17 protein-coding genes are annotated in these 18,283 nt (G+C 29.2%); 12 read left to right on the top strand and 5 right to left on the bottom strand.

The window, feature by feature from the left end; genetic code table 11:
• The first annotated feature begins 3 nt into the window (after positions 1-3).
• The 5 genes from TVTCOM_RS01460 to TVTCOM_RS01480 all read left to right on the top strand — a co-directional run bounded on the left by TVTCOM_RS01460 (position 4) and on the right by TVTCOM_RS01480 (position 5,817).
• A complete protein-coding gene (locus TVTCOM_RS01460; protein ID WP_434798084.1) occupies positions 4-669 on the top strand; it encodes an ATP-binding cassette domain-containing protein in 666 nt (221 codons plus the stop codon).
• A 73-nt stretch (positions 670-742) separates the two neighbouring features.
• Positions 743-1,588, top strand: coding sequence for a substrate-binding domain-containing protein (locus TVTCOM_RS01465; protein WP_434798085.1), 846 nt, complete (start codon positions 743-745; stop codon positions 1,586-1,588).
• 106 nt (positions 1,589-1,694) lie between these two features.
• Positions 1,695-2,657: an aldehyde ferredoxin oxidoreductase N-terminal domain-containing protein gene (locus TVTCOM_RS01470; RefSeq protein ID WP_434798086.1), complete on the top strand. Its 963-nt coding sequence runs from the start codon at positions 1,695-1,697 to the stop codon at positions 2,655-2,657.
• 18 nt (positions 2,658-2,675) lie between these two features.
• A complete protein-coding gene (locus tag TVTCOM_RS01475) occupies positions 2,676-3,899 on the top strand; it encodes a molybdopterin molybdotransferase MoeA (protein WP_434798087.1) in 1,224 nt (407 codons plus the stop codon).
• A gap of 16 nt (positions 3,900-3,915) precedes the next feature.
• Positions 3,916-5,817: a molybdopterin biosynthesis protein gene (locus TVTCOM_RS01480; protein WP_434798088.1), complete on the top strand. Its 1,902-nt coding sequence runs from the start codon at positions 3,916-3,918 to the stop codon at positions 5,815-5,817.
• Positions 5,818-5,890: 73 nt separating this feature from the next.
• On the opposite strand, the gene fdhD is transcribed toward TVTCOM_RS01480, so the two are convergent.
• Complete coding sequence (fdhD, locus tag TVTCOM_RS01485) at positions 5,891-6,688, bottom strand: formate dehydrogenase accessory sulfurtransferase FdhD (protein ID WP_434798089.1); 798 nt, start codon at positions 6,686-6,688, stop codon at positions 5,891-5,893.
• Between the two features lie 250 nt (positions 6,689-6,938).
• Here fdhD and TVTCOM_RS01490 point away from each other — a divergent pair, with 250 nt between their 5' ends.
• Entirely contained in the window at positions 6,939-7,733 is a 795-nt protein-coding gene (locus TVTCOM_RS01490; protein ID WP_434798090.1) for a formate/nitrite transporter family protein, read from the top strand.
• Between the two features lie 114 nt (positions 7,734-7,847).
• On the opposite strand, the gene TVTCOM_RS01495 is transcribed toward TVTCOM_RS01490, so the two are convergent.
• The 4 genes from TVTCOM_RS01495 to fdhF all read right to left on the bottom strand — a co-directional run bounded on the left by TVTCOM_RS01495 (position 7,848) and on the right by fdhF (position 12,555).
• Positions 7,848-8,393, bottom strand: a complete 546-nt coding sequence (locus TVTCOM_RS01495; RefSeq protein ID WP_434798091.1) for a 4Fe-4S dicluster domain-containing protein — start codon at positions 8,391-8,393, stop codon at positions 7,848-7,850.
• Positions 8,394-9,770, bottom strand: a complete 1,377-nt coding sequence (locus tag TVTCOM_RS01500; RefSeq protein ID WP_434798092.1) for a [FeFe] hydrogenase, group A — start codon at positions 9,768-9,770, stop codon at positions 8,394-8,396.
• A gap of 18 nt (positions 9,771-9,788) precedes the next feature.
• Complete coding sequence (locus TVTCOM_RS01505; RefSeq protein WP_434798093.1) at positions 9,789-10,343, bottom strand: 4Fe-4S dicluster domain-containing protein; 555 nt, start codon at positions 10,341-10,343, stop codon at positions 9,789-9,791.
• 61 nt (positions 10,344-10,404) lie between these two features.
• Positions 10,405-12,555 carry a formate dehydrogenase subunit alpha gene (fdhF, locus tag TVTCOM_RS01510; protein ID WP_434798094.1) on the bottom strand — a complete coding sequence of 717 codons (2,151 nt, stop codon included), beginning with the start codon at positions 12,553-12,555 and terminating at the stop codon, positions 10,405-10,407.
• Positions 12,556-13,088: 533 nt separating this feature from the next.
• Between fdhF and murB the strand changes: the two genes are divergently transcribed.
• The 6 genes from murB (at position 13,089) to whiA (ending at position 18,203) form a co-directional block, all read left to right on the top strand.
• On the top strand, positions 13,089-14,003 hold the full coding sequence (gene murB / locus TVTCOM_RS01515; protein WP_434798095.1) for a UDP-N-acetylmuramate dehydrogenase: 915 nt from the start codon (positions 13,089-13,091) through the stop codon (positions 14,001-14,003).
• Between the two features lie 3 nt (positions 14,004-14,006).
• The gene (locus TVTCOM_RS01520; RefSeq protein WP_434798096.1) at positions 14,007-14,723 is read left to right on the top strand and encodes a PHP domain-containing protein; all 717 of its coding nucleotides are present in this window, start codon (positions 14,007-14,009) and stop codon (positions 14,721-14,723) included.
• Between the two features lie 18 nt (positions 14,724-14,741).
• Positions 14,742-15,599 carry an RNase adapter RapZ gene (rapZ, locus tag TVTCOM_RS01525; protein WP_434798097.1) on the top strand — a complete coding sequence of 286 codons (858 nt, stop codon included), beginning with the start codon at positions 14,742-14,744 and terminating at the stop codon, positions 15,597-15,599.
• A 12-nt stretch (positions 15,600-15,611) separates the two neighbouring features.
• A complete protein-coding gene (locus tag TVTCOM_RS01530; protein ID WP_434798098.1) occupies positions 15,612-16,721 on the top strand; it encodes a gluconeogenesis factor YvcK family protein in 1,110 nt (369 codons plus the stop codon).
• 65 nt (positions 16,722-16,786) lie between these two features.
• Positions 16,787-17,212 (top strand): NUDIX domain-containing protein, encoded by a 426-nt coding sequence (locus tag TVTCOM_RS01535; protein ID WP_018591873.1) that lies wholly within the window; start codon positions 16,787-16,789, stop codon positions 17,210-17,212.
• A gap of 16 nt (positions 17,213-17,228) precedes the next feature.
• Positions 17,229-18,203 carry a DNA-binding protein WhiA gene (gene whiA, locus TVTCOM_RS01540; protein WP_434798099.1) on the top strand — a complete coding sequence of 325 codons (975 nt, stop codon included), beginning with the start codon at positions 17,229-17,231 and terminating at the stop codon, positions 18,201-18,203.
• The last annotated feature ends 80 nt before the right edge of the window (positions 18,204-18,283 follow it).

Below are 18,283 nucleotides of genomic sequence, written 5' to 3' on the forward strand. Positions count from 1 at the left end.
CTTATGATAAAAATAAAAAATATAGAAAAAAAAATAAAATATCAAAAACCATTAAAAATAAATGATTTAGAAATTCAAAAAGGATGTATTTATACTATATTAGGTCATAACGGAAGTGGTAAAAGTACATTATTAAAAATATTATATAATCTTACAGGTTATGATGATGGAAACATAGACATAGAGTCAAAGGGATTTTCCTCAGAAGTATGCCAAAGTTATATATCATATAATCCTCAGAAGGTTTGTTTTTTGAGAGGAACTTTAGAAGAAAACTTTAACTATATTTATAAATATAGTCAAAATAAAGATCTGTTAGATAGAACTCAATTAAATAAATTAATAAAAGAATTTAAATTAGAAAATAAACTAAAAACTGACATAAGAAAGTTGTCTGGAGGAGAACAAGCAAAGGCACAATTTATAAGGACTTTATTATTAAATAAAGATTACATTTTATTAGATGAACCTATGGCAAGTCTAGATTTTGGAACAAGAGAACTTGTAGAAGAAAAAATTAAGTTATTGAAAGAAGAAAATCGAGCTGTTGTGTTAGTTACTCATGACTTTATACAAGCAAAAAAAATCGGAGAAAAAATAATATTTATGGAAAATTTAGAGTTGGTTGGAATATATAATCCTGCAGAATTCTTTAATAGTATGTTGTAATTAAATTGTTTAGATAGATAAATTTTTATGATTTTTCTATAGATAAAATTTTTTGTTTAAGGGGGGATTTTTAATGAAAAAAGGAATAATAAGTATTATCACAGCTGCGATGATTACTATGTCTATGGTGGGATGCTCTTCTACAGGTACTGATGACACAAACAAAGATAAAGCATCTACAGTAAAAGAAATAACATTAGTAACAACAACAAGTTTAGATGATACGGGATTTTTAGGGGAAACACTAAAAGGATTTGAAGAAGAAAATGGTGTGAAAGTAAATGTTGTAGCGAAAGGTACTGGAGAAGCTTTAGAGCTTGGAAAGTCAAAGGATGCAGATATATTATTTGTACATGCTAAGCAAAAAGAAGAGGACTTTATAAAAGAGGGTTATGGAGTAGAGAGAACTGAAATAATGTATAATTACTTCATAATAGTTGGTCCAAAGGATGATCCAAATAATGAAAAAATGTCTAAATTAAGTGCTCCAGAAGCATTTAAATACATAAGTGACAATAATTTAGCATTTACATCAAGAGGAGATGAATCAGGAACTCATACTAAAGAAAAAAGTTTATGGGAAGAAAGTGGAGCAAAAAACGACTTTAAAAACTACAATGAAGTAGGTAAAGGAATGGCTGCTACTTTGCAAATGGCAAGTGAAATGAAAGCATATTGCCTAACTGATATAGGTACTTTCTTAGCAACTAAAGATAATTTAGATTTAGAAGTAGTAAAAGATGCTGATGATAGTTTAAAAAATGTTTATAGTATCGTAACAATAAGTGACTTAGATAAAGACAAAGAAGAAATAACAAATAAATTAGTTGAGTACTATAAGTCAGAAGATGTACAAAATCAAATAAAAGAGTATGGTGTGAAAGAATATGGAGAACCTTTATTCTTTGTATTTGAATAATATATAATTAAGAGCCTTGTCTTTAAATTTCTACATTTAGAGACAGGTTTTTTTTTATAAAAGTAGAATATTATATTTATGATAAATATTTGTAGGGGTGAATTATTTGAGAAGACAGCTAATAGTAGATTTAGAAAGTAAAGAAATGAATGTAAATTATATAAGCAATGATGAAGAAACAAATGAAAAAGATGATTTAAGTTTTTCTACATCTTTATTAAGTGGATATAATATTATTGGTGTAAATAGAATTGAAGTTTTTTCAAATGACATAAAATCAAAAGCAGGTGGATTTTTTTCTCATTATTTAAAATGTAATAATTATGATCTTGTAAAGATTAAAGGAAAATCACACTCACCTGTATTTATTTATATTAATAAGGATTTTGTTAAAATTCATGATGCTAAAGATATTTTTTTTATGAATTATAAAGATAGTAAAGAAACTATAAAAAAAATACTAGGAGAAGAAGATATAGAGGTATGTGGTATATCTACAGCAGGAGCTTGTAAGCTAGACTTTGCAAAAATAATGTTTGGAGAAAAAAAATCTTGTGGTAAAGATGGTCTAGGGAAGATTATGGGAGATAAAAATCTTAAAGCTATTGTAGTAAAAAAAGAGGAAGCTTTGAAACTACAGGACGAAATTATTTTAAATAATATTAATAAAAAAATAAATGATAGATTAAATAAAGATGATTTAACTTCATATTTTTTAGTTGAAAATAATTGCTATGGATGCAATATAAATTGTGAAAGTACATCCATAAAAAAACTTATTAAAAAGGGAATAGATGATAAAAAAGCTGAAGTAATTGATAATATATGTAATGAGTATGGAATGGATAGTATTGCATTTGCTCAGTTTCTTCATTATGAAGAAGATATTTATAAATTAGCTAATAAAATGATGAAAAATCCAAGTGAATATAAAATTGAGCATAACTTAAAAAATAAAACTAAAGAAGAAAATATATTTGATAGATTGGGGTTTTGTAGATTTTTAATAAATAAAGCTATATTATCAAAGGAAGAATTACAAGAATTAATTGAATTGGTTGAAGGTTAAATTTTAAGGGGGATGAATATGAAGTTATTTGATGTAGTCAGCACTAAAGAGGCACTTAATGTAATGAAAGAAAACTTTTCATTTAAATTAAGTGAGGAAAAAGTTAGTCTTTTAAATAGTGTAAATAGATATATTAGCCAAGATATAAAATCAGAGATTAATGTTCCGCATTTTAGAAAATCTTTAGTAGATGGATATGCAGTATTAGCAAAAGATGTTTTTTTAGCAAGTGAATCGAATCCAGTACCATTAAATTTAATCGGGGAAAGTTATATGGGAGAAATATGTGACAAAATATTAGACTTAGAAGAAGCAGTCTATGTTCCTACTGGCGGAATGGTACCAGCTAATGCTGAAGGCGTAGTAATGATAGAGTATGCTGAAAAGCTAGGAGAAGATACTGTTTTAATTGAAAAGGGTGTATCACTAAATGATAAAATTGTGGAAATAGGTGAAGACATAAAAGAAAAAGAAATAATTTATGAAATAGGACATCTTATAAATGAAAGAGATATAGGCGTATTAGCAGGAGCAAATATAAGTAATATACCAGTATATAAAAAAGTAGTTGTAGGTATAATTTCTACAGGCGATGAAATATTAGATCCAAATGAAGAAATAAGAGATGCAAAGATAAAAGATATTAATTCTTATATGCTTTATGGACAGCTAAGTAAAATTTCATGTGAACCAATAATATATCCTCCAGTTAAAGATAACTTAGAAGAAATAATAAAACTAATGGATAAGGCGATTAATGAATGTGATATGGTCTTAATATCAGGAGGTAGCTCTGTAGGGAAAAAAGATGAAACCATAAGAGCCATAGAATCATTCCAAAATAGTAAAGTATTAATAGAAGGTATAGCGATAAAGCCAGGAAAACCTACAATAGTAGCAAGTGTTAATGATAAATTAGTATTAGGTCTTCCAGGTCATCCACTTTCATGTGGATTTGTAGTAGAAGCCATAGTTAAACCTTTCATATTATCTTTATTTAATGTAAAGAAAGATAATAAATTTATTTTATGTGAGTTTGCTTATAATTATCATAAATCAAAAGGAAGAGAAGAATATATAGCTGTAGATATAAAAGAAGAAGATGGAAAATTAATATGTATACCAATATTTGCAAAATCAAGTGTGATTAAACATTTTGCATATTGTGATGGATATTTAAAGATAGATAGAGAATTAGAAGGTATACATAAGGGTGAAATTGTAAAAGTGAATTTATTTTAATTAAGGGGAGAATATCATGGGAAAATATTTGTCAAATATACCTTTACAAGAAGGAATTGAAAAGTATTGTGAGTTTTTAGATATTAATAAACTTAGAGAAACAGAGTATATTGATGTAGAAAAATCACTTAATAGAATGAGTAGTGAAGCAATTTATGCAAATTTATCAGCACCTTTTTATAATTGCTCAGCAATGGATGGAATAGCAGTAAAATCAGAGTCAACTTTTTTAGCTAATGAACAAAATATGATTACATTGGAAGAAAGTAAAGACTATATAGTAGTTGATACAGGTGATCCTATACCAAAGGAATTTGATGCAGTAATCATGGTTGAAGATTTACTTGAAAGAGAAGAAAATAGTGTGAAAATAATTAAACCAGCTATACCTTGGCAACATGTAAGATGCCTAGGTGAAGATGTTGTAGAAAAAGAAATGATTATTCCATCTTTTCATACAATAAGACCTCAAGATATTGGGTCTATGATAAGTGGCAAAATAGATAAAATACAAGTTTTTAAGGAATTTAAGGTTGGAATAATTCCTACAGGAACTGAGTTAATAGACAGACACACAACTCCTAAAATTGGAGATATTATAGAGTTTAATTCTAGATTATTTGAAGGTTTAGTGTTAGAGTATGAAGCAGCTCCAGTAATATACCCAATAGTAGAAGATAATTATGAAAAAATAAAAAGTAGTGTATTAAAAGCATTAGATGAATGTGATATGGTTCTTATTAATGCAGGTTCATCTCAAGGAAGAGAAGATTTTACTTATGATATAATACAAGAACTTGGAGAAGTTTGCATTCATGGTTTAGCAATAAAACCAGGAAAACCTGCTATTTTAGGTAAAATAAATAATAAAGCTGTAGTAGGAATACCGGGGTATCCAGTTTCTGCTTGGGTTGTTATGGAAAATATCGTAAAACCTGTAATTAGAAAGTCCATATATAAGGAAGTCGCTAAAAAAGAAATAATAGAAGCAACGCTTAGTAAAAGAGTTATGAGTACTTTAAAATATGAAGAATTTGTTAGAGTAAAATTAGGATTAATAAATAATGAATATGTGGCAACTCCAATAAAAAGAGGAGCAGGTACTATAACTACTTTAGTAAATGCAGATGGAGTTATTAGAGTCCCTCAAAATGTTGAAGGAATTAACGAAGGGGAAAAAGTAGATATAGAGTTATTAAAAGATATAAGTGAAATTAATAATACTATTATATCAATAGGAAGTCATGATATAGTTATGGACATTATAAACGATGAATTAATTAAAGAGTCTTTTGGTAAAATTCATTTAAGTTCTACTCATGTTGGAAGTTTCCAAGGTTTATTATCAATAAGAAAAGGCGAAAGTCATATATCACCAATACATTTATTTGATGTGGAAAGTGAAACTTATAACATACCTTTTATAAATAAATATATAGACCAAGATGTAGCTTTAATTAAATTAGTAAAAAGAACGCAAGGATTAATAGTGAAAAAAGGTAATCCATTAAATATTAAATCAATAAAAGATTTAGTTAATGTGAGATATATAAATAGACAAAAAGGATCTGGAACAAGAATTTTATTTGACTATCTTCTTAATAAAAATAATGTTAAAAAAAGTGATATTAATGGATATGAAAGAGAAGAATTTACTCATATGTCTTTAGCAAAAGCTATAGATAATGGAGATGCAGATTGCGGGCTAGGAGTATATTCTGCAGCTCATATTTTTGATTTAGACTTTATACCAATTTGTGAGGAAGATTATGATTTATTATTGAAAATAGACATGTTAGAGAGTCAATACGTAAAACATCTATTAAGTACAATAAATAAAGAATCTTTTAGAAATAAACTTAAAAGTTTAGGGGGATATAATTTAGAAAATATGGGAGAAATAGTGCATATAAAATAATAATTATACAGATTGCTAAAAAATAATGAAGAAGGACTGTGTTTTTATATGAATACAGCCATTCTTCGTTAATTTATTTGAATAATATTCTATGGGGATTAGTGTAAATATTCATTTTTTTACCTCTTACAAAACCAACTAAGGTAATATTTAACTTTTGTGCAGTTTCTATTACTAAACTTGTAGTAGCAGACTTAGCAACAACAACTGGAACTTTAACTCTTGCCGCTTTTTTTATCATTTCAAAAGAAAGTCTACCACTGACAAATATAATTTTATTACCTAATGGAATATCATTTAATATACAATGTCCTATAGCCTTATCCATAGCATTATGTCTAGCTACATCTTCACAAGCAATTACTAGTTTATTATTTTCATAAATACCAACACAATGAACACCAGCAGTGTTTTTAAATAATTGAGATAAGTTTAAATTATTTTCCATAGTTTCATATATATCACTAATATTAATTTTTAAACTATCATCACAGATAGGATTAGCTTTTAAAAAATCATATTCATTTAGATAAAGAATATTTTCAGCATGATTAAAGTTAGAATCATCAATATCTACATAAGCAATCTTCTTATCATGATTTATTTCAAAGTTTAAAATATCTTCTTTACAGCTAATTAAATTTATAGAACATAGATATCCAACAACTAATTCTTTTAATTTAAACGGTGAACATAAAAATGTATTTTCATATTTACCATTAACAATCAGACCAAGAGGAAATTCTGCTACTATTGTGTCCTGGTAATTAACACTTTCTAGATTATTCACTTTTATTAATGGAAATTCAAAAGAATAATCATATTTGTAGTTTGCTAAATAATTTTCATTTTCTCTACTAAAACTTGCCATAAAAAACCTCCGAATAAAAATATATTATAAATATAAGGTGTGAGTAATGTACATAAGATTTATATTGGGTCACCTATTAGATACTTTAATTGTATCAGTTTTATTTTCTTAGTAGGTTAATAAAATAAATATATTAAATATTTATTTTGGAATTAAGAATAATGTATACATATTAGAAAGCTAAGTATTTTATTAAAAAGTTGCTATAATTAATGTAAAGGTAATAAACTTGAAAGAGGGGGTTAATTTTATGGAAAAGAGATTTTTGACACCCAAGGAAATAGCAAACACAATGGTAAATGTTGGCGTGGGAAAAGCTAACTTAAAAACATCACCAATGATTTATTTAGGAATTTTAGCAGGTATGTATATTGGATTCGGGGGATTAGCTAATACAATAATAAGCCAAACTTTAGGTAATATAGATCCTGGTTTGGCTAAATTTGCGGGAGCGGTTGTTTTCCCTGTTGGACTTATGTTAGTAGTTATTGGAGGTGCAGAATTATTTACTGGTAACAACTTAATGACATTGGCTATTATTAACAAGAAAATAACGGTATCACAAATGTTAAGAAACTGGAGTATTGTATGGGTAGCAAACCTAGTTGGATCTTTAATTTTAGTACTAATAGTATTTTATGGGGGCGTTTTGGGAGGAGATGCAGGCACAAAAGCCATAGCAATAGCTGAAGGTAAAGCTTCTTTAGATGTTATGACATTAATACTAAGAGGAATTTTATGTAATATTTTAGTTGTTTTGGGTGTATGGCTTGCAACAGCTGCTCAAGATATAGTATCAAAAATATTCTCTTGTTGGTTCCCAATAATGTTATTTGTACTATGTGGATTTGAGCATAGCGTGGCAAATATGTTCTTTATACCAATGGGGATGCTGCTAGGAGCTAAGGTTACTATGGCAGCATTAATAAAAAATTTAGTATTTGTAACAATTGGTAATATAATTGGAGGAGGTATAATAATACCTTTCTTGTATAATTATTCGTATTTAAAAGAGGTACCTAAAGTTTCTAAACAAGAGTCATAATTAAGAATATACATAATTAAGAATATAATTGTAGATATAAAAATACTACCTTTAGTTTAATAAAGGTAGTATTTTTAAGTTACAAAATTAGTTTTACTTTATAAAATAATTAAATTATAATCTTACAGTAGCAGCTTTTCTTTTATTTTTTATAGCTTGAGATAAATCTTCTTCTGTTACAATTCTAAATGCAGAAGTTGGACATACTCTTATACAAGCAGGACCCTCATCTGAATTGCTGCAAAGATCGCACTTATTAGCTACCATTTTTTCTATGCAGAATAGCTTATCAGTTGGAATGTTCTCTAAGTTAATAAGTTTTCCTTTTTCTGTATCATTTAAATTAATAGCACCAAAAGGACATGCAAGCATACAGTTTTTACATCCTATACATTCTTCTTCATTAACAACTATAGAATTACCTTCTTTTGTAAGAGCATTATGAGGACATGCTTTTGCACAAGGAGCATCTTCACAATGTCTACACTGTATAGGAGCGCTAACTTGAGCGTTTTTTACAACTTCTAATTTAGGATTAAAATTTATATCCTTTGGATTTTGATAGAATATATTTTCTTTACTATGCTCAACAACACAAGCTATCATACAAGTCCTACAGCCAATACATTTTAGCGGGTCGGCTATAACAAAATAATTCATTTATTTAGCCACTTCCTTTCCTATACAATATTTAGTGTGTAATAAATGATGAGATACACTTCCTAAAGGCTCTTTTAAGAAGTCTTCATATATCTTAACTATTTCAGGATTTTCATGTGATTTTCTTAGTGGTAAGTTTTTGTCATGAACATAAGTAGCTTCAGTTCTATTTTTATAAGCTAATTCTCTATATTCTTCAAGTAATAATTTAGGCTGACCACCACCACTTACGCATCCAACAGGACAAGTCATAACTTCTATAAAGTCTAAATTTAATTTACCTGCTTTTAAGTCTTCTAAAACAGGAACTACGTTTTTAAGACCTGTTACAATACCAACTTTTAATGTTAAATCTCCAACTTCTATTTCTGCAGTTCTAAAACCTTCTGAACCTCTAACAGCAGGTAAATCTATACTAGGTATTTTTTCTCCAGTTATAACTTCATAACCAGTACGAAGAGCAGCCTCCATAACACCGCCAGTAACACCAAATATAGTACCAGCGCCAGTGTATACTCCTAAAGGACTTTCAAACTCACTTTCTTCAAGTTTATCGAAGTCAATATTAGCATCTTTTATTAAGTAAGCCAATTCTCTAGTAGTTAAAACTACATCCACATCTCTATATCCACTAGATTCCATCTCAGGTCTATCACATTCAAATTTCTTACATGTACAAGGCATAATAGAAACACTATAAATATCTTTTGTCTCAATATTATTAACTTCTGCTCCATAAGTTTTGAAAACAGCACCAGCCATTTGTTGTGGTGATTTACAAGTAGATAGGTGGTCTGTTAACTCAGGATAATTATCTTCTAAAAATTTAACCCAAGCTGGACAACAAGATGTGAACATTGGCAAAGTGCCGCCAGTTGTAACTCTTTTAATTAACTCATTTCCTTCTTCCATTATAGTTAAATCTGCTGCAAAGTTTGTATCGTAAACTTTATCAAACTTAAGAACTTTTAATGCGGCAGCCATTTTACCTGGAGTTAGAGATCCTAATTCCATTCCAAAGTCTTCGCCAAGGGCAACTCTAACAGCAGGAGCACATTGAACCATAGTTATTTTATTAGGGTCTTTTAAAGCTTCTTTTACTCTATCCACATCACATACATTATTAGCAGCAAATAGAGGTTCATTAATTACATCAGGTAATTTTCTTTCCGATTTTTTATTTTCTATAAATTCTTCACCATGATCAATAATAGAGGCATAAGACTTACAAACCTGAACACATTGACCACAAACTACACAGCGATCTTCATTTATTTCTTGTGGTTTACCAGCTTCTCCTTCAATTGCAAAGGCAGGACATACTTTTACACATTCTTGACATCCTGTACATAAATCTTTATCTATACTAACTATCATACTTTTATCCCCCTTATCCTATTTAGTAGCTGACAATAAATTTAAAGCAGCTTTTATGTTTTTCTCTTTTTTATCTTCAAGAGGAGTAACAAGTCTTAAAGCGTCATTAGGACATGCATTTACGCAAGATATTTTGTCCTTATCTTTACATAAATCACATTTATAAGCTATTTTTTTGCTTTCATTTATTGCAATTTGTTCAACAGGTTTTTTATCTTTAAACTGAGTTAATAAGTCGATAGCTCCAAAAGGACAGGCTAGTAAACAAGTCTTACATCCTATACATTTATCATCATCAACAATTACCATACCATCAATTCTTGAGATTGCCTTTACAGCGCAAGTATTTAAACAAGGAGCATCCTCACAATGTCTACATTGTATAGGCATACAAATATCTTCTTCTTTAACTAAGTAAAGTCTTGGAATTATAGGAATTTCTACAGTACCAACTGTATAGCTTATAGAGTTACTTTTTTGGTTATGAGTAGCGAAGCAAGCTACTTCACAAGCTCTACAACCAGTACATTTATTAGAGTCAGCAATTACAAATGAACCTAATTTATTTTTCATACTATTTCACCTTTCTTTAATATAATTAATTCATCAAAAATTAGATTGAATGTCTCCTTGATTAGATACTTTTAACACCCATTTTGATTCTTAAATCTTTATAAGCATTTTTAACGCATTCTTCGGCATAGTTTTGATCTTCTATTTTTTCTACTTTAACAGCACAGTACTTGTATTCTGGAGTTTTAGAAATAGGGTCAAGACTAGCTATTGTAAGTTCGTTACAAGCACCTACCCACCATTGATAAGTCATATAAGTAGCTCCTTCTTGAACTCTATCTGTTACTAAAGCTCTTGTTAATACACTACCTCTTCTTGAGCTTACTCTGATTATTTCGTTATCTTCAATATCAAGCTTTTGTGCATCCTTATAATTGATTTGTAAATAACCAGGTTCATCCTCTAATTGAGACAGAGTTCTACAGTTACCAGACATTGTTCTAACAGAATAATGTCCAACTTCTCTGACAGTTGATAAACTGAAAGGATAATCATCATCTTCTATTTCATAAGGAGGTCTCCATTCAGTTGCAAATAATTTACCTCTGCCATTATCAGTAGGAAAATTACCATCTTTGTGAAGGAACATAGATCCTTTATCTTCATCAGATTCACTTCTACATGGCCATTGAATACAACCTAATTTGTCCATTTTTTCATAAGTTGCACCAAAGAAACTAGGAGTTAAACTTCTCATCTCATCCCAAATTTCTTTTGTGTTATTATATTGCATAGGATATCCCATGGCAGTAGAGATTCTGCAAATTATATCCCAATCGGTTTTTACATCACCTTTAGGTTCAACAGCTTTTCTGATTCTTTGGAAACCTCTATCAGCGCAAGTATAAACACCATCATGCTCACCCCAAGATGTGGCAGGTAAAATAACGTCGGCATGAAGAGCAGTTTTGTTCATAAATATATCTTGTACAACAACAAACTCACAAGCATCTAAAGTTTCTCTTACTTCAGAAGCGTCTGGGTCACTTTGAACTGGGTCTTCACCAAATATATAGTAAGCTTTTATTTTATTTTCTTCTAAAACAGCATGAGGAACTTCTGTTAATTTAACACCTACTTCAGATGGTAAAGTAACGCCCCAAGCTTTTTCAAATTTTGATCTAATTTCTGGGTTAGTAACTTTTTGATAGCCTGGATATACATCTGGAAGGGCACCCATATCACAAGCACCTTGAACATTGTTTTGACCACGAACTGGTCCAATACCAACATTAGGTCTTCCTAAGTTGCCTGTAAGTAAAGCTAAAGATGCCAGACCTTTAACTACATCAACAGCTTGTGAGAATTGACAAACACCCATTCCATATAGGATCATAGAATCTTTTGCTTTGGCATATTCCCTCATTGTTTGTCTTATGGTATCAGCTGGTATATTAGTGTATTTTTCTGCATATTCAGGAGTATAAGGTTCAACAATTTTTTTGTATTCTTCAAAATTGTCAGTATGATTTGCTACGAAGTCTTTATCATATAGATTTTCATTTATTAAAACATTACCAAAGGCATTTACTAAAATCATATTAGTTCCACCTTTTAAAGCTAAATGTATGTCTGAAATTCTTGCAGTTTCTGTAACTCTAGGGTCAACTGCTATTATTTTAGCTCCTTTTTCTTTTGCTCTAACAATTCTTCTTGCAACTATAGGGTGAGAATCTGCACCATTATATCCAAATACAAGTAATAAACTTGCATCTTCAATTTCAGGTATAGAGTTGGACATTGCACCACTACCTAATGAGTAAGCCAAACCGGCTACAGATGGGGCATGTCAAACACGAGCACAATGGTCCACATTATTGGTACCTATTGCAGCTCTCATGAATTTTTGCATAATATAGTTAGCTTCATTTCCTGGACCTCTGGCAGAACCAGTTCCCATTATTGAATCTGGACCATATTTTTCTTTGATTTCATTTAGTCTAGAAGCTGTATAAGAGATTGCTTCATCCCATTCAACTTCTTCTAAAGTACCATTTTTTCTGATTAAAGGTTTAGTAAGTCTTGGAGTTAAAATTTGCGGATCATTTAGGAAATCCCATCCATAATGACCTTTAAGGCATAATGTACCTTCATTTGTTCTTCCTTGGGCAGGTTTGCTTTTTATGATTTGATTTTTTTCTTCATCAACTACTAGATAAAACTGACATCCAGCGCCACAGTAAGGACAAGTGGTTAAAACTTCTTTTTCCATGAGTTTATCCCCCTTATTTTAAAATACTTTACTGATAAATATAATATTTGCTCAATATTAAGAATGATATTGAGCAAATGAGTAAGCTTAAATATTAAATAAAATGATGATGAAGACTTCTTATTATTAAAAATTGAATTAAAAATTATTGGTCAGTTAGTCTTAAGTATAAAAATGTTAAAATATACTAATTTTATTATATCATTTCTTATTTTCATATTCAACTTGAGTTAAAATATAATGATTTTATATTTATATAATTAAGTTACTTCATAATTTACATTTTTATGAAATTAAAATACATATATAATAGATAATTAACACATTTATATAGGTCTTAGGATTTGAGAAATTTTCATTAAATATTATAAAAATATGTGGTAAAATCATTTTATGATTAAAATTTATCCTTTTTTGAGTAAAAGCATATACTAAAAGTAAGGATGAAATGTATAATTTGAAAGTATGAAAAATATTTACAATATAAATTTGAGTATTAATTAATAAAGCGAATGATCTGGGAGGAAAATATAATGAACAAGGAATTTATATATAAGCAATTATTAAATATATTAGAGGAAGAAAGTATCAAAGTTGATGAACCAATGAAAAAACATATATCTTTTAGAGTTGGTGGTCCAGCAGATTTTTTGCTGAAACCTAAAACTGAGGACGAATTAAGTAAAGTGATAAAATTTGCAAAGGAAGAAAACATACCTTTTATAGTTATAGGTAATGGTTCAAATCTTCTTGTAAAAGATGGTGGGATAAGAGGAATAGTTATAGAATTATCAGATAACTTCAATAATTATGAAGTAGAAGGAAATATAATAAAAGCACAAAGTGGGGCTTTATTATCTATACTAGGTAGAAATGCTCTTAAAAGTTCTTTAACAGGATTTGAATTTGCAGCTGGAATACCAGGAACTTTAGGTGGAGCATTAGCCATGAATGCAGGAGCTTATGGTGGAGAAATGAAACAGATTGTAAAAGCTGTAAGACTTATGGATAGAGAAGGTAATATATTTGAACTATCTAATGAAGAAATGAAATTTGAGTATAGAAAAAGCATATTAACAACTAAAGACTATATAGTTTTATCTGCTGTAATAGAATTACAACCAGGTAATGCTGAAGAAATAAAAGAAACTATGTCAGACTATGCAAATAGAAGATCAACTAAACAACCTCTAAACTTCCCAAGTGCAGGAAGTACATTTAAAAGACCAGAAGGATATTTTGCAGCAAAGTTAATTGATGACTGTGGACTTAGAGGACTTAGCTTAAGAGGAGCACAAGTTTCAGATAAACATTGTGGTTTTGTTATAAATCCTGGAGAAGCTAATGCAAAAGATATATTGGACTTAATGTTTATAGTTAAAAGCACAGTAAATGCAAAATTTGGTATAATGTTAGAGGAAGAAGTTAAGATTCTAGGAGAGGATTAATAAATGAAAATTCTAGCTGATTATCATACACATACCATATACAGTCATGGTAAAGGAACAATAGAAGACAATGTGAAAGTAGCTATTTTAAAAGGTATTGAGACTATTGGAATATCGGATCATAGCTATAATCACTTAACCTATGGTATTAAGAAGAATGATATATTTAAAATGAGGGAAGAAATAGATTTTCTCAATGAAAAATATAAAAACCAGATAAAAATTCTATTGGGAGTGGAAAGTAATATATTAGATGATAAAGGAAATATTGATTATGATGATAAAATAGGAAAAGTTTTAGATTATGTTATGGCTGGGTACCATTTTGGATCAAAGCCTACAAATTTAAAAGGTCTACTTAATCATGCTAATAATTATATATTTAAAACAAATAAGTCAAAAGAGTACAATACTTTAGCAACAATCAATGCTATGAAAAATAATGATATATTTGTTATTACTCATCCTGGAGATAAGGGTGATGTATATATAGAAGAAATTGCAAAAGTTGCAAAAGAAACAAATACTAGGTTAGAAATAAATAGTAGTCATAAGTTTTTAAATGCAGAGCAATTAAAAAAAATTGAGCATATAGAAAATACTTTTATAGTAGGATCTGATGCTCATATTCCACAAAATGTTGGTAACTTTGACTTGGCATTAAACACTATTAAAGAGGCAAAGATTGGTTTATCGCTGATAGAAAATATTAAATTTTAATAAAAAGGGAGTTTATAAATGAAGTTTATAATAGTTACTGGACTTTCTGGCTCTGGAAAAAGTGAAGCAATGAGAGCTCTAGAAGATATGGGATTTTATTGTGTAGATAATTTACCACCTGCTTTAATTCCTAAGTTTGCTGAATTATGTTATCAATCTAACTCAACTATAGATAAGGTAGCATTAGGAATAGATGTAAGAGGAAGAAAGTTTTTTGAAGCGTTACATGAAAGTTTAAATACTTTAAGAAAAGATAAATATCCTTTTGAAGTACTATATCTAGATTGTGCTGATGATATTTTATTAAAAAGATATAAAATGACTAGAAGAAATCATCCTCTAGCAATTAACAGACAGATACCAGAAGGCATAAAGATGGAAAGAACAATTCTAGAGCCATTAAAAGAAATTGCTGATTGTATAATAGATACATCTAATATGAAACCTAAAGATCTTAAAGAAGAAATAAGTAAAATCTATTCAAATGGAGAGGTTAATAATAATTTAACTATATCTGTAGTTTCATTTGGATTTAAACATGGAATACCTTCAGATTCGGACTTAGTTTTTGATGTGAGATTTTTACCAAATCCTTATTATATTGATGAATTAAGAAGTAAAACAGGTGAAGAACAAGATGTTAGAGATTATGTTATGAACTCTGATATAAGTCATCAATTTTATGAAAAACTATTAGACATGATTAACTTTTTAGTTCCTCAATATATAGAAGAGGGAAAGCATCATTTAGTTATAAGTATAGGATGTACTGGTGGAAGACATAGATCAGTAACAATATCTAACTTAATAAGTGATGAACTAATGAAACAGGGATACAGAGTAGTTAAGAAGCATAGAGATTTTATGCTAAGATAGGCGGAGGCAGCTATGAAATATTTGGCTTATATTATAGATATTTTAGGCATGGTAACCTTAGTTACAGGGATAGCTTTTTTTATAAAAGCAAAAAAACAAGTAAAAAAAGATAATACAAAAAAGACTATAGAAGTTGATAAGGCAAATGTAGTAGTTATTGGTGGAGGAACAGGTCAATCAATTTTTTTAAGAGGACTTAAAAAAATTACACCTAATATTACAGCAGTTGTGACTGTTGCAGATGATGGCGGAGGATCTGGAGTTTTAAGATGTGATTTAGGAATGTTACCACCAGGAGATATTAGAAACTGTTTACTAGCTCTAGCTAATACTGAACCTACCATGCAAGAAGTAATGCAATATAGATTTGAAGAAGGTGGTCTAAAAGGTCAGAGCTTTGGAAATCTTTTTTTAGCAGCTATGAATGGATTATATGGAAATTTTGAAACAGCCGTTTATAAACTAAGTGAGATTTTTAATATAACAGGTAGGGTTTTACCAGTTACATTAGAAAGTATAGACTTAATTGCTAAATTAAATAATGGAAATGTAATAAAAGGGGAATCTAAAATTCCTAGGGAAGTAAGAAAGCAAAAAAGCAAAATCGAAGAAGTATACTTGGAGCCTAAAGATGCGAAGCCTTTAAATGATGTGATTAATTCCATTTATGAAGCTGATTACATTATAATGGGCCCAGGAAGTTTATATACTAGTATAATACCAAATTTATTAGTAGAAGGTGTTGTTGAAGCTATAAAAGGAAGTAAGGCTACAAAAATATATATTCCTAATGTAATGACTCAACCAGGAGAAACTGATGAATATAATGTATTAGACCACGTTAAAGCTATAAACAAACATACAAAAGAGAACTTGATTGATTATGTTATAGCCAATGATGAAATAATACCTGATAATCAATTTAAAAAATATAAGAAAGATGGAGCTAATCAAGTATTATTAGATAAGGAACAAAGGATCGCATTAAAGAATATGGGGATTAAAATAGTCGAAGGAGATTTAATAGAAATTAAAAATGACTATATTAGACATCACGCAGATTCTATATGTGAAGTAATTAATGATTTGGCACTAGGTCATGATTATGACAGGGCAAGGTAAAAAAGGATTTTAGATTTTTATGTAGAAATCCTTATTATTATGTTAGTTTTAAGGAGTGAACATCTATGAGAGAAGAAATTAGTGCCGGTGGGGTGGTGTTATTTGGAAATGCTATTCTTCTACTGAGGAAATTTAACGGTGATTGGGTATTGCCAAAAGGAAAAGTAGAAGAAGGCGAAAATAACGAAGAAGCTGCATTAAGAGAAGTGTCGGAGGAAACAGGAGTAAAAGCCGAAACCTTAAAATATCTTGGAGAAATACACTATACTTTCAAAGAAAATTGGGACGAAAACAGAGCTGTTCATAAAACTGTATTTTGGTATTTGATGCAGTCAAAGAATATGGACACAGTACCACAAAAAGAAGAAGGATTTGTGGATGCTAAGTTTATTCATATAGATCGAGTTGTTGATTTGGCGAGATATGATGATGAGAAGGAAATTATAAAGGTGGCTTTAAAAGAAATAAAAAAAAGATTAAAAAAGAGCTAGAATATAGGTGGTATGTATGTCTTTTTCTACAGAAACGAAAAATGAACTAGCAAGAGTGATGTCGGAAAGCTTATGTTGTAAAAAAGCTGAATTATCAGGAATAGCAAAATTAGCTGGTACTATTCAGATTGCTGGATATAAAAAGATTAACTTGAAAATTTCTACAGAGCTAAATTCAGTAGCTAGAAAAGTTTTCAAAATATTAAAATCTGATTTTAATATAAACACAACTATTATGGTTAACAAGAACCAAATGTTAAAGAAAAATAATAGCTATGTACTAACGGTAAAAAGTGATATGGGATCTGAAGAGTTAATGAAAACTTTAGGTCTACTAGATAAAAATGAAGATTTTTTACCTTCTCATACAATACCATCTTGGGTATATGAAGATGAGGAGTGTAAAAAAGCATTTCTTAGAGGGGCATTTCTAGGTGGAGGTTCGATAAGTGACCCTGAAAAAAATTATCATCTAGAGTTTGTTGCTAGTAACGAAGAATTTGCTGAGTCTTTAATGAACTTAATCAACTCTTTAGGTTTAAATTCAAAAATAGTATGTAGAAAAAATTCTTATGTTGTATATTTAAAAGAAAGTGAACAAATATCTGATCTACTAAGTCTTATAGGAGGCTTTCAAGCGCTTTTAAGCCTTCAAAATACAAAGATATTAAAGCAAATGAGAAACGATGTAAATAGAATAGTAAATTGTGAAACGGCTAATCTTTCTAAGACAGTTAATGCGGCAGTAAGACAAGTGGAAAATATAAAATTAATTGAACGAAAAATGGGTATAAGTAAATTACCCCAAAGTTTACAGCAAATTGCCTTATTAAGAGTAGAAAATGAAGATTTAACATTAAAAGAGTTGGGGGAATTATTAACTCCTCCCATTAGTAAATCAGGTGTAAATCACAGATTAAAAAAATTAGAAGAAATAGCTAATCAATTAAGAAATAAAGAGTTTGATAGAGACGATAATGATGAAAATTAATTATTAGGGGGGTTATAATATATAACCTCTTTTTTAATTAAATAATATGATAAAATAAGTTTATAAACTTAGGAGGTGAG

The sequence above is a fragment of the Terrisporobacter vanillatitrophus genome, assembly GCF_051148895.1.
Taxonomy (GTDB): Bacteria; Bacillota; Clostridia; order Peptostreptococcales; family Peptostreptococcaceae; genus Terrisporobacter; species Terrisporobacter vanillatitrophus.

Bases quoted from the DNA above. Each gene is read 5' to 3' on its own strand.
- TVTCOM_RS01460 (WP_434798084.1), top strand. From the start codon at position 4: ATGATAAAAATAAAAAATATAGAAAAAAAAATAAAATATCAAAAACCA.
- TVTCOM_RS01465 (WP_434798085.1), top strand. From the start codon at position 743: ATGAAAAAAGGAATAATAAGTATTATCACAGCTGCGATGATTACTATG.
- TVTCOM_RS01475 (WP_434798087.1), top strand. From the start codon at position 2,676: ATGAAGTTATTTGATGTAGTCAGCACTAAAGAGGCACTTAATGTAATG.
- TVTCOM_RS01480 (WP_434798088.1), top strand. From the start codon at position 3,916: ATGGGAAAATATTTGTCAAATATACCTTTACAAGAAGGAATTGAAAAG.
- fdhD (WP_434798089.1), bottom strand. From the start codon at position 6,688: ATGGCAAGTTTTAGTAGAGAAAATGAAAATTATTTAGCAAACTACAAA.
- TVTCOM_RS01490 (WP_434798090.1), top strand. From the start codon at position 6,939: ATGGAAAAGAGATTTTTGACACCCAAGGAAATAGCAAACACAATGGTA.
- TVTCOM_RS01495 (WP_434798091.1), bottom strand. From the start codon at position 8,393: ATGAATTATTTTGTTATAGCCGACCCGCTAAAATGTATTGGCTGTAGG.
- TVTCOM_RS01500 (WP_434798092.1), bottom strand. From the start codon at position 9,770: ATGATAGTTAGTATAGATAAAGATTTATGTACAGGATGTCAAGAATGT.
- TVTCOM_RS01505 (WP_434798093.1), bottom strand. From the start codon at position 10,343: ATGAAAAATAAATTAGGTTCATTTGTAATTGCTGACTCTAATAAATGT.
- murB (WP_434798095.1), top strand. From the start codon at position 13,089: ATGAACAAGGAATTTATATATAAGCAATTATTAAATATATTAGAGGAA.
- TVTCOM_RS01520 (WP_434798096.1), top strand. From the start codon at position 14,007: ATGAAAATTCTAGCTGATTATCATACACATACCATATACAGTCATGGT.
- rapZ (WP_434798097.1), top strand. From the start codon at position 14,742: ATGAAGTTTATAATAGTTACTGGACTTTCTGGCTCTGGAAAAAGTGAA.
- TVTCOM_RS01530 (WP_434798098.1), top strand. From the start codon at position 15,612: ATGAAATATTTGGCTTATATTATAGATATTTTAGGCATGGTAACCTTA.
- TVTCOM_RS01535 (WP_018591873.1), top strand. From the start codon at position 16,787: ATGAGAGAAGAAATTAGTGCCGGTGGGGTGGTGTTATTTGGAAATGCT.
- whiA (WP_434798099.1), top strand. From the start codon at position 17,229: ATGTCTTTTTCTACAGAAACGAAAAATGAACTAGCAAGAGTGATGTCG.